12 protein-coding genes are annotated in these 12,866 nt (G+C 68.7%); 3 read left to right on the forward strand and 9 right to left on the reverse strand.

Features of this window, described 5'->3' with window-relative positions:
• Positions 1-586: 586 nt before the first annotated feature.
• The 7 genes from DFR41_RS03290 to DFR41_RS03320 all read right to left on the reverse strand — a co-directional run bounded on the left by DFR41_RS03290 (position 587) and on the right by DFR41_RS03320 (position 8,476).
• Positions 587-1,351, reverse strand: a complete 765-nt coding sequence (locus tag DFR41_RS03290; RefSeq protein ID WP_017758024.1) for an ABC transporter ATP-binding protein — start codon at positions 1,349-1,351, stop codon at positions 587-589.
• 43 nt (positions 1,352-1,394) lie between these two features.
• Positions 1,395-3,350 carry an ABC transporter permease gene (locus tag DFR41_RS03295; protein ID WP_114801674.1) on the reverse strand — a complete coding sequence of 652 codons (1,956 nt, stop codon included), beginning with the start codon at positions 3,348-3,350 and terminating at the stop codon, positions 1,395-1,397.
• A 30-nt stretch (positions 3,351-3,380) separates the two neighbouring features.
• Positions 3,381-4,595 (reverse strand): ABC transporter substrate-binding protein, encoded by a 1,215-nt coding sequence (locus tag DFR41_RS03300; RefSeq protein ID WP_017758780.1) that lies wholly within the window; start codon positions 4,593-4,595, stop codon positions 3,381-3,383.
• 70 nt (positions 4,596-4,665) lie between these two features.
• Entirely contained in the window at positions 4,666-5,250 is a 585-nt protein-coding gene (locus tag DFR41_RS03305) for an amino acid synthesis family protein (RefSeq protein ID WP_076504932.1), read from the reverse strand.
• Positions 5,251-5,276: 26 nt separating this feature from the next.
• The gene (locus DFR41_RS03310; protein ID WP_017758778.1) at positions 5,277-5,918 is read right to left on the reverse strand and encodes an amino acid synthesis family protein; all 642 of its coding nucleotides are present in this window, start codon (positions 5,916-5,918) and stop codon (positions 5,277-5,279) included.
• Positions 5,919-5,942: 24 nt separating this feature from the next.
• Positions 5,943-6,833, reverse strand: coding sequence for a UPF0280 family protein (locus tag DFR41_RS03315; RefSeq protein ID WP_114801675.1), 891 nt, complete (start codon positions 6,831-6,833; stop codon positions 5,943-5,945).
• Positions 6,834-6,856: 23 nt separating this feature from the next.
• Positions 6,857-8,476 (reverse strand): 6-hydroxynicotinate reductase, encoded by a 1,620-nt coding sequence (locus DFR41_RS03320; RefSeq protein ID WP_114801676.1) that lies wholly within the window; start codon positions 8,474-8,476, stop codon positions 6,857-6,859.
• Positions 8,477-8,765: 289 nt separating this feature from the next.
• Between DFR41_RS03320 and DFR41_RS03325 the strand changes: the two genes are divergently transcribed.
• Genes DFR41_RS03325 through DFR41_RS03335 form a run of 3 tightly spaced genes read left to right on the forward strand, consistent with a single transcriptional unit; the run spans position 8,766 to position 11,448 of the window.
• Positions 8,766-9,539 (forward strand): ferredoxin--NADP reductase, encoded by a 774-nt coding sequence (locus tag DFR41_RS03325; RefSeq protein WP_017758775.1) that lies wholly within the window; start codon positions 8,766-8,768, stop codon positions 9,537-9,539.
• Positions 9,540-9,544: 5 nt separating this feature from the next.
• Positions 9,545-10,303: a TetR/AcrR family transcriptional regulator gene (locus DFR41_RS03330; RefSeq protein WP_114801677.1), complete on the forward strand. Its 759-nt coding sequence runs from the start codon at positions 9,545-9,547 to the stop codon at positions 10,301-10,303.
• Positions 10,249-11,448: an amidohydrolase family protein gene (locus DFR41_RS03335; RefSeq protein ID WP_017758773.1), complete on the forward strand. Its 1,200-nt coding sequence runs from the start codon at positions 10,249-10,251 to the stop codon at positions 11,446-11,448. Before DFR41_RS03330 ends, DFR41_RS03335 begins: the two co-directional genes overlap by 55 nt.
• A 19-nt stretch (positions 11,449-11,467) precedes the next feature.
• Here DFR41_RS03335 and DFR41_RS03340 read toward each other — a convergent pair whose 3' ends face one another.
• Entirely contained in the window at positions 11,468-11,863 is a 396-nt protein-coding gene (locus DFR41_RS03340; RefSeq protein WP_017758772.1) for a GtrA family protein, read from the reverse strand.
• A gap of 34 nt (positions 11,864-11,897) precedes the next feature.
• A complete protein-coding gene (locus DFR41_RS03345; RefSeq protein ID WP_017758771.1) occupies positions 11,898-12,845 on the reverse strand; it encodes a glycosyltransferase family 2 protein in 948 nt (315 codons plus the stop codon).
• Positions 12,846-12,866 lie beyond the last annotated feature (21 nt).

Below are 12,866 nucleotides of genomic sequence, written 5' to 3' on the forward strand. Positions count from 1 at the left end.
GTCAGGAGGCGCGTCGCATAACTCGCTGCGCTGCCTGCGGCAGCTCCGCTCAGACAAATGCGACGAGTCAGATCACAAAGCGCGCGTGTCTTCGCACGCGCGCCGCCCCCTGCCCTGCGCTTCTCGCCACCACCGAAATCGCCCCTGGCAGCCCGGCCCCGCCGCGCGGATACCTTGCGCTCGATGGGGCGCACGAATGCCTGCTGCGCTGGCGAGGCAACAGCGCGAACTGAGATCGGGACCGGGGCGCTGGTGGGGGCAGAGGCGGAAGCGTCAGCGTCACCGCCGTAACTGACCACGGCGTGTCCCGCCCTGGCCGGGGCCTGGCCTGGGGCGGCTGCGTGTGCGTCGCCGAGAAGCGGAGGCTGGTCGGGCTGCGGGCCTGCCGGAGGACAGGCCCGCTTCGTGAACTGACTCGCGGCGTTTGTCTGAGCGGAGCTGCCGCAGGCAGCGCAGCGAGTTATGCCGCGGCCCGGCCGGCCGAGCATCGCAGGGGAGTCGGCCCGCAGGGCCGACCGACGAACTCGCAGCCGCCCCAGGCCAGGCCCCGGCCAGGGCGCGCCCCGAACAGAAGCCACCAAACAATTCATGCAGCCTTCTTCTCGAAGGTCTTGCCAGACCCGAAGTACACCTCCTGCACCTTCGGATGGTCCCGGATCTCCAGCGGCTTGCCCTCGGCGATCAGGCGCCCGCGCGCCAGCACGATCATGCGGTCGGCATACGCGAACACCACGTCCATGCTGTGCTCGGTGAACAACACCGCCATGCCGCGGTCGATCACCAGTTGCTTGGTCAGTGCCATCAGCGAATTGCGTTCCTTCGGCGCCATGCCGGCCGTGGGCTCGTCCATCAGCAGCAGCTTGGGGTCGTTGGCCATGGCGATGGCCAGCTCCACGCGCTTGACGTCGCCATAGGCCAGCACGCTGCACGGCCGGTCGGCCTGCGACTTCATGCCCACCTGGTCGAGCAGCGCCAGCGCCTCGTCGCGCTTGTGGTCGGACGCCCGCCGCCACATGGCGAACAGCTTGGCGTCGTGCGACAGCAGCGCCATCTGCACGTTCTCGACCACCGTCAGCGACGAGAAGGTCTCGGCGATCTGGAAGGTGCGGCCCACGCCCAGGCGCCAGATCTCGCGCGGCTTCTTGCCCACCAGCTCGGTGCCATCCAGCGTGATCGAGCCCTGGTCGGCCTTGAGCTGGCCATTGACCATGTTGAAGGTGGTGGACTTGCCGGCGCCATTGGGGCCGATCAGCGCCAGCAGCTCGCCCTTGGCCAGCGTGAAGCTGATGCCGTCGACGGCCTTCACGCCGCCGAAGGACTTGCCCAGGTTCTGGACATGCAGCAGGGACATCAGAGCACCTCCAGGCCGATGAAGAACAAGTTGAAGGGTCGGCTCATCGCGCACCCTCCCCCGCCGCAGCCGCGGCCTGCATCGGCGCCTTCGCGGCCTCGTCGGCGGCCACGTCGTCGCGCCGGCCACGCCACTTGTCGGCCAGTTGCTTGATCGAGCCCGCGATGCCCTGCGGGAACAGCAGCACCAGAATCAGGATGATGGCGCCCAGCATGGCGCGCCAGTAGTCGGTGTTGCGCGCCACCATGTCGTGCAGCCAGGTGAAGGTGAAGGCGCCCACCACCGGGCCGGCCAGCGTCTGGATGCCGCCCAGCAGCACCATCACCAGACCGTCGACCGAGCGGCCCACCGCCAGGGTCTCGGGCGAGATGCTGCCCTTGGAATAGGCGAACAGCCCGCCTGCCAGGCCCGCCACCGCGCCGGCCACCACGAAGGCCGCCCACTGCATGCGCTTGACGTCGATGCCGATGGCATCGGCACGCAACACCGAGTCGCGGCCCGCGCGCAGCGCATAGCCGAAGGGCGAGAACAGCACGCGGCGCAGCCACCACAGGCCACCGCCCACCAGCACCAGCGTGAGCCAGTAGTAGGCGCGCTTGTCATTGAGCCATTCCGACGGCCACACGCCCGTGAGGCCGTTGCTGCCGCCGGTGAAGCTGTCCCACTGGTAGACGATGGCCCAGGTGATCTGTGCGAAGGCCAGCGTGAGCATGGCCAGGTACACGCCCGACAACCGCACGGCAAACCAGCCATAGACCAGCGCGCCCAGGCCCGCGACCACCGGCGCCAGCACCAGCGTCAGTTCCATCGGCAGGCCCGCGGCACGCGCCAGCAGCGCGGCCCCGTAGGCACCGAGGCCGAAGTAGGCGGCATGGCCGAAGGAATGCATGCCCGCCGGGCCCATGATGAAGTGCAGGCTGGCCGCGAACAGCGCCGCGATCAGCAGGTCGATCATCAGCACCGTGGTGTAGGGCGAGCTGGCCGTCAGCACCGGCATGGCGGCCAGCACCAGGGCCAACACGCCGACGGCGGCCACATAGGAGCCGCCCGCGCGGCGCAGCGGCTCTTCCTGCATGCCCACGTAGCGGCTCGGCGCCTGTGGCCGGCCCATCAGGCCCCAGGGCCGCCAGACCAGCACCGCGGCCATGACCAGGAAGTCGACCACCAGCGTGAGCTTGGAAAAGGAAATGGCGATGCCCGCGATCTCGACCACGCCCAGCCAGATACACAGCGCCTTGATCTCGGCGATGAGCAAGGCGGCCACGTAGGCGCCGGGCAGCGAGCCCATGCCGCCCACCACCACCACCACGAAGGCCGCGCCGATGGTGTTGAGGTCCATCTCCAGCGTGGCCGGTTCGCGCGGCAACTGCAGCGCACCGCCCAGGCCGGCCAGCAGCGCGCCCAGCGCGAACACGGCCGTGAACAGCCAGGCCTGGTTGACGCCCAGGGCGCTGACCATTTCGCGGTCTTGCGTGGCGGCGCGCACCAGCGTGCCGAAGCGGGTGCGGGTGAGCAGCAGCCACACCAGGCCCAGCACGACCGGTCCGACGACGATCAGGAACAGGTCGTAGGCCGGAAACTGCCGACCCAGGATCTCGACCGAGCCACGCAGGCCCGGCGCACGCGGGCCCAGCAGCTCGTCGGGGCCCCACAGCCACAGCACCGCGTCCTTGATGACCAGCACCAAGGCGAAGGTGGCCAGCAGCTGGAAGAGCTCGGGCGCCTTGTAGATGCGCCGCAGCAGCACAACCTCGATCAGCCCGCCGAGCACGCCGACCGCGATGGCCGCCAGCGGCAGCGCCACCCAGAAGCCCGCGCCACCCAGCTTGTCGGCCAAGGTGTAGGCGACATAGATGCCCACCATGAAGAAGGAGCCATGCGCGAAGTTGACGATGCGCGTCACGCCGAAGATCAGCGACAGGCCCGCCGCGACCAGGAACAGCGAAGACGCAGACGCCAGCCCGTTGAGGAGCTGGACGATCAGGCCGGAAAAACTCATGGCAAGGCTCTCTTCAGGGGGCAGCAGTCGTCAGTCCGCGCTGCGGGACTTCTTCACGTCAGCCGCGGGCGGCTGGAAGCGGGCATCGGCGCCGTCGTAGTAGACGTAGTCCACCATCACGCCCTTTCCGCCCTCGTTCTTGGTCTTGCCCACGAAGGCGCCCATGGTCGACTGGTGGTCCTCGGCGCGGTAGCTGATCTTGCCGAAGGGGCTGTCCACCTGCAGGCCCTTGAAGGCGGCGACCAGCTTGTCGGCGTCGGTGCTGCCGGCCTTGGCGATGCCGGCGGCGGCCGACTTGATCATGCTGTAGCCCACCACCGAGCCCAGGCGCGGGTAGTCCTTGAACTTGGCCTGGTAGGCGTCGAGGAAGGCCTTGTGCTCGGGCGTCTTGATGCCGTAGTACGGGTAGCCGGTCACGATCCAGCCATCGGGCGCTTCGTCCTTGAGCGGGTCGAGGTACTCGGGCTCGCCGGTCAGCACGCTGACCACGGTGCGGTCCTTGAACAGGCCGCGGGTGTTGCCCTCGCGCACGAACTTCGACAGGTCGGCGCCGAACAGCACGTTGAAGATGGCGTCGGGCTTGGCATCCGCCAGGGCCTGCACCACGCTGCCCGCGTCGACCTTGCCCAGCGGCGTGGCCTGCTCGGTGACGAACTCCACGTCGGGCTGCGCGGCCTTCAGCAGGTTCTTGAAGGCGGCCACGGCCGACTGGCCGTATTCGTAGTTGGGGTAGACCAGCGCCCAGCGCTTCTTCTTCTGCTTGACGGCCTCGGGCACCAGCATCGCGGCCTGCATGTAGGTGCCGGGGCGCAGGCGGAAGGTGTACTGGTTGCCGCCCTGCCAGGTCATCTTGTCGGTCAGCGGCTCGCCGGCCAGGTAGAAGAATTTTTTCTGCTTGGCGAAGTCGGCCAGCGCGAGGCCGGTGTTGGACAGGAAGGCGCCGGCCAGCACGTCCACCTTCTCGCGGGAGACCAGTTCCTCGGCCATGCGAACGGCGTCGCCCGGGTTGGCGTTGTCGTCGCGGGTGATCAGCTCGATCTTCTTGCCGTTGACGCCGCCCTTGGCGTTGATCTCGTCCACGGCCAGCTCCATGCCCTTCTTGTAGGGCTCCAGGAAGGCCGGCTGGGCCTTGTAGCTGTTGACCTCGCCGATCTTGATGACGTTCTGGGCGTGGGCCGGCATCAGCGTGCCGGCAGCCAGGGCCAGCGCCGCGGCGGCACCGAAATGGAGGCGGAAGGGTTGCATGGGGAACTCCTCGTCGGATGGGATGGAAAACCGGGGGAAATGAAGCAGGCGAAGAATAGCCGCGCCGCGTTCAGCGAAGGCCGTCCACGCCCTTGATCTCGGACACCTGCAGACCGCCGATGCGCGGCAGCGGACGGCCGCTGTCGGTGACGGCCACGGCCACCACGATCTCGCCCGCGCGCGGGGCATCGCTCACGCGCGCCTCGACGGCGTCGAAATGGCTGCGCACGAAGGCCGCGTCCTTGTGGCCCAGCGGCACATCGATGGCGGTGCCCAGCGTGCCCTGCTTCTTGGCCGAGGGCACCAGCGCGGCGCCCTTCTCGACCGCCACACGCAGCGGCGCGCCCAGCTTGGGATGCAGGATGGCGGCGGCATGCTCCAACTCGCCGGCCTCGCCGACGATGGCGGCCTTGCCGTAGCTCTGCGCCTGGCCGGGCTCGATGCCCAGGGCCTTCACGGCCTTCTGCCCGAGCAGGCCGCCGAGTTCCTCGCCGATGGCGATCAGTTCGTCGAGGTTCTCGCTATAGCGGCCGGCGTAGGGGTTGGCGATGACGGCGATGGCGACGGCACGGCGCGTGGGCGGGTCGATGGTCTGGCCCATCTCCTTGCGGGTTTCGTCGACTTGCACGATGAGCTTGCGGATGTCTGCGGGCATGAGTTCTCCTTGTTGTCTACGGCGCCTCAGCGCAGGCCGTTCCATTGGCTGATGTCCTCGGCCTTGAGGCCGCCGACGCGGGCATGCACGCGGTAGCCGGTGGTCATGGCGAGGATGAAGACGATCTCGTCGGCCGCGGGCGCGCCGGGCACGCGCACCTCGATGGCGTCGAACTGGCCGCGCACATAGCTGGCGTTGATGTTGGTGAGCGGCACATCGAGCGCGGCGCCGGGGGGGCCCACCTTCTTGGTGGACGGCACGATGGAGAGCGCGTTGCCCGGCTGCCCGCTCTTGGCCTCACCCTGGCCGGCGGTGTAGGCCGCACGGTCGCCCTTCCAGCCCAGCAGCTCTCGCATGGCGTAGCCGCCGGGCACATGCCAGAGGGCACCATGCTCCAGCTCGCCCGCCGCGCCGACGATGGCGCCCTTGCCGTAGGTGGCGATGGCCTCGCGCGGCACGTCCATGGCGGCCAGCAGGCGCTGGGCCATGTCCACGCCCACCGGGTCCAGCAGCGTCATCATGGGCAGGATGTCCGGCTCGTAGCGGCCGGCGAAGGGATTGGCGAGCACGGCACCGATGGCACCGCGCACCAGCGGCTGCTCGGCGCGGGGGCCGAACTCGTGGTGAATGTGCTCGACCTGGGTGAAGACGCGGCGGATGTCGATCATCGTGGTGAAGGGGTGTGCAATTCGTTAAGCAAATACTGAACCAACGGACGGCGCCGCCAGGGTCTCGTTCCGTGTCGACAGCACTCTCCATTGCCCTTGGCACACGATCACGGCAGCGTGGATGAGGCCGTGCGACTGCAGTTCCGTCGCGCGTCGCAGCCCCGATTCGACCGCATCGCGCACCACGCTGGGGGGCAGCGGCGGAACCTGCACGGTGACGGGCAGCGCACCGAGGTCGCTGTCGTCCTTGCATTCGTTGGCGGGGCGGCGCTCGATGGCAGGGTGGTCCGCATCGACGGCGTTGGCGACGATGGATGCCGCCGCATCGGCCTGCGCGGCAGTGGCCGCAAGGATGGTGACGCTGTCGGCGATGCCCAGCGAAAAGCTGCGTCCGCGCCAGCCACTGGTGGCGACGCCGCGCACCGGGTCGGCGGCGGCAACGCTGAACTGCCCGTCGGTGCGCAGGCGCTGCGCGTCCTGCGGCGCGAAGCGGGCCAGGTCAGCATAGAGGCCGACGCGCGCCTCGGTGCCGGGCGCGAGATGCAGCGCGATGTCGCCGCCGTTGTTGATCCAGGCGCGGGCAATGCCGGGCCGCTGGTAGAAGGCGATCAACTCCTGGGCCACCGAGCCGGCCACCGCCGCCATCGGGGTGATGAAGGCCGGCAGGAAGGGCAGGCAGGCCGCCTGCATGCGGCGCGCCACTGGGCTGCGCAGGCTTGCATGTTCCGACACCGGCCGGCGCAACGAAGGCAGCTCGGCGACCAGCTCGTCCAGCAGGCCTTCGAAGCGCGCCCACGCCGCCTCGTGCGCCTCGGCCACGGCACGCACTTCACCCTCGGCCTGGACCACGAGGTCCATGGGACCGTGGTGCCAGTGCCAGCGCTGGGCATCGAGGGCGTGGCGTTGGGCGGGCATGCGTCGCGGCAAAGAGGGGCCGGTCAGCCCAGCATGGGCTTGTGACCCAGCGGCCAGGGGTTGTCGCTGGCCTGGCCGACGAAGCGGCGGGCGAGCGGCGCGCCGTCATCCTGCCAGGCGCCGCGGCGCAGCGCCTGTTCCAGCGACATCACATGCTCCATGTGGCCGCCCAGGTCCGCGTAGTCCTGCAGCCGCATGCTGAATTCAATGGGCGCGATGATGGCCGGCGTGGGCACGGTGCCGAAGCTGTTGTCGGGCATGCGCATCACGTCGGCCATGACGGTGATGCCTCCGCCCGGCCACACATAGGCCGGCGCGCCGCCGCAGGTCACGTTGACCAGCGCGCGCTTGATGGCGCGGGTGAGCAGGATGGGGTTCTCGGTCACGCCCGCACGCAGGCTGCCGCCCGCACCGCCCAGAAAGAGCACCGTGGTGAGCGAAGGCTCGCAGTTCTCGCCGATGCGCTCGACCACCTTGCGCACGGCCTCGGGCATGGGCTGCGGAACGGGGCGCAGCTCGTCGTCCAGCACGTACCACTCGGCCTGCTCGCCAGTGGTGGAGGTCATCAGCAGCTTGAGGCCCGGCCTGGCCACGCCGGGCTCCCAGCCTTCGATGATGGCCAGCGGATCGGCGATGTCGGTGCCGCCCCAGCCGCTGCCCGGATTGGCCACCTGGAAGTAGCGCCCCGGCGTGGACTTGCGCCCGCGCATCTGGATGCCCGAGGGCGGCATGGCCAGGCAGCGGCCAGCCTGGTGTTCGGTGAGCACGCCGGTGATGTGGTCGTCGACCACCACCACCTCGTCGGCCAGACCCAGCAGCTGCTTGGCGAAGATGCCCACCGTGGCCGAGCCGCAGCCCACGCGCATGCGCTGCTCTTCCACGCCGTTGACGATGGGCGCGCGGCCGGCCTGGATGACCAGGCTGGCGCCACCGTCGATGGTGCATTCGGCCGCCTGCTTGTTGCACAGCCGCTGCATCATCTCCAGCGTCATCCGGCCTTCCTTCTTGCTGCCGCCGGTGAGGTGGTGCACACCGCCCAGCGACAGCATCTGCGAGCCGTATTCGGCGGTGGTCACATGGCCCACCACTTCGCCCTTGTAGCGGACGTTGGCCTGCTCGCTGCCGAGGAAGCGGTCGGTGTCGATCTTCACCTTCACGCTGCAGTAGCTGAAGATGCCTTCGGTGACCACGGTGACCATGTCCACGCCCTGGGCCTTGGAGGCCACGATGAAGGGCGCCGGCTTGTAGTCGGGATAGGTGGTGGAGCTGCCGATGCCGGTGACGAAGACCTGGTCGGCCAGCAGCAGGTCGCCGTTCCAGTCGTCCTGCGACGCATCGGCCGGCGCCTTTTCGGCCGCGGGGCGGGCGAAGGGCACGAGTGCGGGCTCGGGCGAGTCCAGTTCGCGCCGCAGCATGACCACGGGGTCGACGCGCACCAGCACGCCCTCGCGGTTGGCATAGCGGTCGCAGGCGCCGGTGCGGCCGTCGGAGATCTGGCACAGCACCGGGCAGGCGTTGCATTCGACCTTGCTCGTGCTCATGCGCTCGTTGCGCGCGGGCGCGCGGCCCAGGCCATCGGGCGTGGTGGGCAGGGCCGGCACGTCGATGCCGGGCAGGCCGTCGGTCTTGGTGTGTTCTGTCATCGTGGGCTTTCGTGCAACGCGGCCTGTGTGTGCAACAAGCATGCCGGAAATCGGCTTGGCGGCGATGCACCGTTTGTGTAGCATCCGCTCCATATTCATGTTGTGATTGCTACATGAAACGAATCTAGCGGCCCGGCGCGATGCTTGCATGGGTGTTTTCCAGAGTGCACGACTCCCCTTCCTGGTGCGTCGTGAACGAAAATGGGCAGCACCAGCCAGTGGCGCCGCAAGCCTCGCGCGCATGCCCTCGTGCCACCCGCCAGCTTCCCTTTCATTTGGTTATTAGCTTATGAGTGCCTTCGCCGAAGAACGCGTCCTGACCGTCCACCACTGGACCGACCGCCTGTTCAGCTTCACCACCACGCGCGATCCTGCCCTGCGCTTTTCCAACGGGCACTTCACGATGATCGGCCTCAAGGTCGACGGCAAGCCGCTGCTGCGTGCCTACAGCATCGTGAGCGCAAACTACGAGGAGCACCTCGAGTTCCTGAGCATCAAGGTGCCCGACGGCCCGCTCACCTCGCGCCTGCAGCACATCAAGGTCGGCGACACCATCGTGGTCGGCCGCAAGCCCACCGGCACGCTGCTGATCGACTACACCCTGCCCGGGAAGCGGCTGTACCTGTTCGGCACCGGCACCGGCGTCGCGCCCTTCCTGAGCGTGATCCGCGACCCCGAGACCTACGAGAAGTTCGAGAAGGTCATCCTGGTGCACGGCGTGCGCGAGGTGGCCGAGCTGGCCTACCACGACACCATTACGCAGGACCTGCCGCACCACGAGTTCCTGGGCGAGATGGTGAGCGAGCAACTGCTGTACTACCCCACCGTCACGCGCGAGCCCTTCCGCAACCAGGGCCGCATCACCGACCTGATCACCAGCAACAAGCTCACCGACGACCTGGGCCTGCCGCCGCTCAATCCCGCCGAAGACCGCGTGATGCTGTGCGGCAGCCCCATGCTGCTGGCCGACATGAAGCTGATCCTGGAGCAGCGCGGCTTCCACGAAGGCAACACGACCACCCCCGGCGACTACGTTGTCGAACGTGCCTTTGTAGAGAAGTAACCCAGGTGGCCACGCGCAAGACGCCCGCCAAGCCGCAGCGCAAGACCGGCGTGCGCGAGGCGCAGGCGCAGGCCTCGCGCGAGGCCATCCTGCGTGCGGCCACCAAGGTGTTCGCCAGGTACGGCTACGAGGGCGGCAGCGTGGAGAAGATCTCGCGCGCGGCCAAGTCGTACGACCGGATGATCTACTACTACTTCGGCAGCAAGGAAGGCCTGTTCGTGGCCGTGCTGGAGGGCATCTACCAGCGCATGGACGAGGCCGAGGCCGCCATGGCGCTGGACATGGCCCGCCCGGTCGAAGCGCTGACCGAGGTGATCCGCTTCGTGCTGGGCTACTACCGGCGCAATCCCGACTTCGTCACCCTGCTCAACACCGAGAACCTGCACAAGGGCCGGCACATCGCCAAGTCGGTGCGCGCGCGCGAATACTCGTCGCGGGCGGTGGCGGTGATCGCCTCGATCCTGGAGAGCGGTATGGCCCAGGGCCTGTTCCGCCCCGACCTGGCCGCGCGCGACGTCTACCTGCTGATCGCGGCGACGGGCTACTTCTACATGTCCAACCGCTACACGCTCGCCAGCTTTCTGGGCGAGCAGCTCGATGCGCCCGAGGCCGCCCAGCACTGGGAGGCCTTCGTGACCGAGACGGTGCTGCGCGCCGTGCGGCTGGACGACAGCACGGAATCTCTCCCACCCCACGAGGAAACCCAAAAATGGCAGAAGTCGCCACCGCCGGCAAGTCGGGCAAGGTCGTCATCCAGAACATAGGGCTGCTGCTCTCGGGCGACATCGACCAGCCCATCCTGCAGGCCGACACCATCGTGGTCCAGGATGGCCTGATCGCCGCCGTGGGCCGCTACAAGGACTGCGATGTCGAAGGCGCCACCACCGTCATCGACGCGCGCCAGACCTGCGTGGCGCCGGGCCTGATCGACAGCCACGTGCACCCCGTGGCCGGCGACTGGACGCCGCGCCAGAGCCAGCTCAACTGGATCGAGTCCAGCATGAACGGCGGCGTCACCACCATGATCTCCGCCGGGGAGGTGCACTACCCCGGCCGGCCCAAGGACATCGTGGGCCTGAAGGCCCTGGCCATCACCGCGCAGCGCGCCTTCGACGCCTTCCGTCCCGGCGGCGTGAAGGTGCTGGCCGGCGCACCGGTCATCGAGAAAGGCATGGTCGAGAGCGACTTCAAGGAACTGGCCGAGGCCGGCGTCGGCCTGCTGGGCGAGGTGGGCCTGGGCAGCGTCAAGGCAGGCTACGAGGCCAAGGAGATGGTGGCCTGGGCCCGCAAGTACGGCATCCAGAGCACCATCCACACAGGCGGCCCATCGATTCCCGGCTCGGGCCTGATCGACAAGGACGTGGTGCTGGAGGCCGATGCCGACATCATCGGCCACATCAACGGCGGCCACACCTCGCTGCCCGAGGCGCACGTGTGCGAGCTGTGCGAGAAGAGCACCCGCGGCATCGAGATCGTGCACAACGGCAACGAGCGCGTGGCCATCGCGGCGGCCAAGGCGGCGCTGGAGCTCAAGTGCCCGCACCGCGTGATCCTGGGCACCGACGGCCCCGCCGGCTCGGGCGTGCAGCCGCTGGGCATCCTTCGCATGATCGCCATGCTCTCGTCGCTGGCCAACATCCCGGCCGAGCTGGTGTTCTGCTTCGCCACCGGCAACACGGCCCGCATGCGCAAGCTCAACTGCGGCCTGATCGATAAGGGCTACGCCGCCGACTTCGTGTTCATGGACCGTGCCCAGCACACGGCCGGCCGCACGCTGCTGGAAAGCGTGCAGCTCGGCGACCTGCCGGGCGTGGGCATGGTGATGATCGACGGCATCGTGCGCTGCGGCCGCAGCCGCAACACGCCGCCAGCCACGGAAGTGCCCGTGGTGGTGTCCGGCGCGCATTGAGCCAACGCGCCCGCCTGGCTCAGCGTTTGAAGACCAGGTAGCGCGCCGACAGGTAGTTGACGCCCATGCCGGCGACGCTGCCGGCCGCCACGCCGAGCAGCGGCGCGGCGGGCCCGTTCAGCGTGTGCAGCACGGCCACATAGGCCGCGTAGTTGACGAGCGCGCCGCCCAGCATGGCGGCGAGGTAGCGCAGGTATTCGTGCCACAGCGGCAGGCGCCGCGCGCCATCGGCAAAGGTGAAGCGCCGGTTGATCAGCCAGGTGGCCGTGGCCGCGCCCCAGAAGGACAGCACCCGCCCCGCATACCAGCCCACATGCGGCGCCAGCAGGTACAGCAGGCCGGCATCGACGCCGAAACCGATGACGCCGGCAATGCCGAAGCTCAGCAGCCGACGCAGCAGCGGGCCTGAGATCACTCGCGCACTTTCGCAGAAGCGGCCTGGCGGGCGCTCACGGTGCGCTCACCGGCGTTGCCAGACGCGCCGCGCCGGGAATGGCGAGGTAAGCGATGCGCTTGACCTCGCGCCGCCCCAGCGTGACGGTGCGCAGCACGGCGCCGCAGCTGGCCGACAGCATGGCGGCGAGCATCAGGCCGGTGGCCAGCACCGCCGTCGGCAGGCGCGGCACGAGGCCGGTATGGAGATAGGTCAGCACCAGCGGCAGGGCCAGGCCCAGTGAGGCCAGCGCCAGCACGGCCGCCACGATCACGAAGAACAACAGCGGCCGCTCGCTCACGAACAGCTTGGTGATGGTGACCAGGATGCGCCAGCCATCCCGGTAGGTCGACAGCTTGCTCTCCGAGCCCTCGGGCCGCGACAGGTAACGCACAGGCAGCTCGCCCCAGGGCATGCGAAGTTCCAGCGCATGCACCGTGAGCTCGGTCTCGGTCTCGAAGCCCTGCGACAGCGCCGGGAAGGACTTCACATACCGGCGCGAAAAAACCCGCAGCCCCGACAGCATGTCGCTGAACTCGCCACCGAAGAGCTTGACCACGGCCCCCGTCAGCATGCGGTTGCCGAGGCGATGGCCGCGGCGGTAGGTCTGCGCGTCCTGTTGGTCGTCCTGCCGGGCACCCACCACCATGTCGAGGTTGCCCTGCACCAGCATGTCGATCATCTCGGGCAGCCGGGCCAGGTCGTAGGTGGCGTCGCCGTCGACCATGATGTAGATGTCGGCCTCGACGTCGGCGAACATGCGCCGCACCACGTTGCCCTTGCCGCGCAGGCGCACGGTGGTCACCCGCGCCCCATGAGCCCGGGCCACGGCGGCGGTGTCGTCGCTGGACGCGTTGTCGAACACATGCACCTGGGCCTGCGGCAGATGGGTGCGGAAGCCCTCGATCACCTGGGCGATGGCCAGGGCTTCGTTGTAGCAGGGGATGACGGCGGCAATGCGCATGCGGGCAGATCGGTGGTGGTG

The sequence above is a fragment of the Pseudacidovorax intermedius genome, assembly GCF_003350475.1.
GTDB lineage: Bacteria > Pseudomonadota > Gammaproteobacteria > Burkholderiales > Burkholderiaceae_C > Xenophilus > Xenophilus intermedius.

What these genes read in the sequence shown, in the direction of transcription:
- DFR41_RS03290 (WP_017758024.1), bottom strand. Translation starts at nt 1,351, where the DNA reads ATGTCCCTGCTGCATGTCCAGAACCTGGGCAAGTCCTTCGGCGGCGTG.
- DFR41_RS03295 (WP_114801674.1), bottom strand. Translation starts at nt 3,350, where the DNA reads ATGAGTTTTTCCGGCCTGATCGTCCAGCTCCTCAACGGGCTGGCGTCT.
- DFR41_RS03300 (WP_017758780.1), bottom strand. Translation starts at nt 4,595, where the DNA reads ATGCAACCCTTCCGCCTCCATTTCGGTGCCGCCGCGGCGCTGGCCCTG.
- DFR41_RS03305 (WP_076504932.1), bottom strand. Translation starts at nt 5,250, where the DNA reads ATGCCCGCAGACATCCGCAAGCTCATCGTGCAAGTCGACGAAACCCGC.
- DFR41_RS03310 (WP_017758778.1), bottom strand. Translation starts at nt 5,918, where the DNA reads ATGATCGACATCCGCCGCGTCTTCACCCAGGTCGAGCACATTCACCAC.
- DFR41_RS03315 (WP_114801675.1), bottom strand. Translation starts at nt 6,833, where the DNA reads ATGCCCGCCCAACGCCACGCCCTCGATGCCCAGCGCTGGCACTGGCAC.
- DFR41_RS03320 (WP_114801676.1), bottom strand. Translation starts at nt 8,476, where the DNA reads ATGACAGAACACACCAAGACCGACGGCCTGCCCGGCATCGACGTGCCG.
- DFR41_RS03325 (WP_017758775.1), top strand. Translation starts at nt 8,766, where the DNA reads ATGAGTGCCTTCGCCGAAGAACGCGTCCTGACCGTCCACCACTGGACC.
- DFR41_RS03335 (WP_017758773.1), top strand. Translation starts at nt 10,249, where the DNA reads ATGGCAGAAGTCGCCACCGCCGGCAAGTCGGGCAAGGTCGTCATCCAG.
- DFR41_RS03345 (WP_017758771.1), bottom strand. Translation starts at nt 12,845, where the DNA reads ATGCGCATTGCCGCCGTCATCCCCTGCTACAACGAAGCCCTGGCCATC.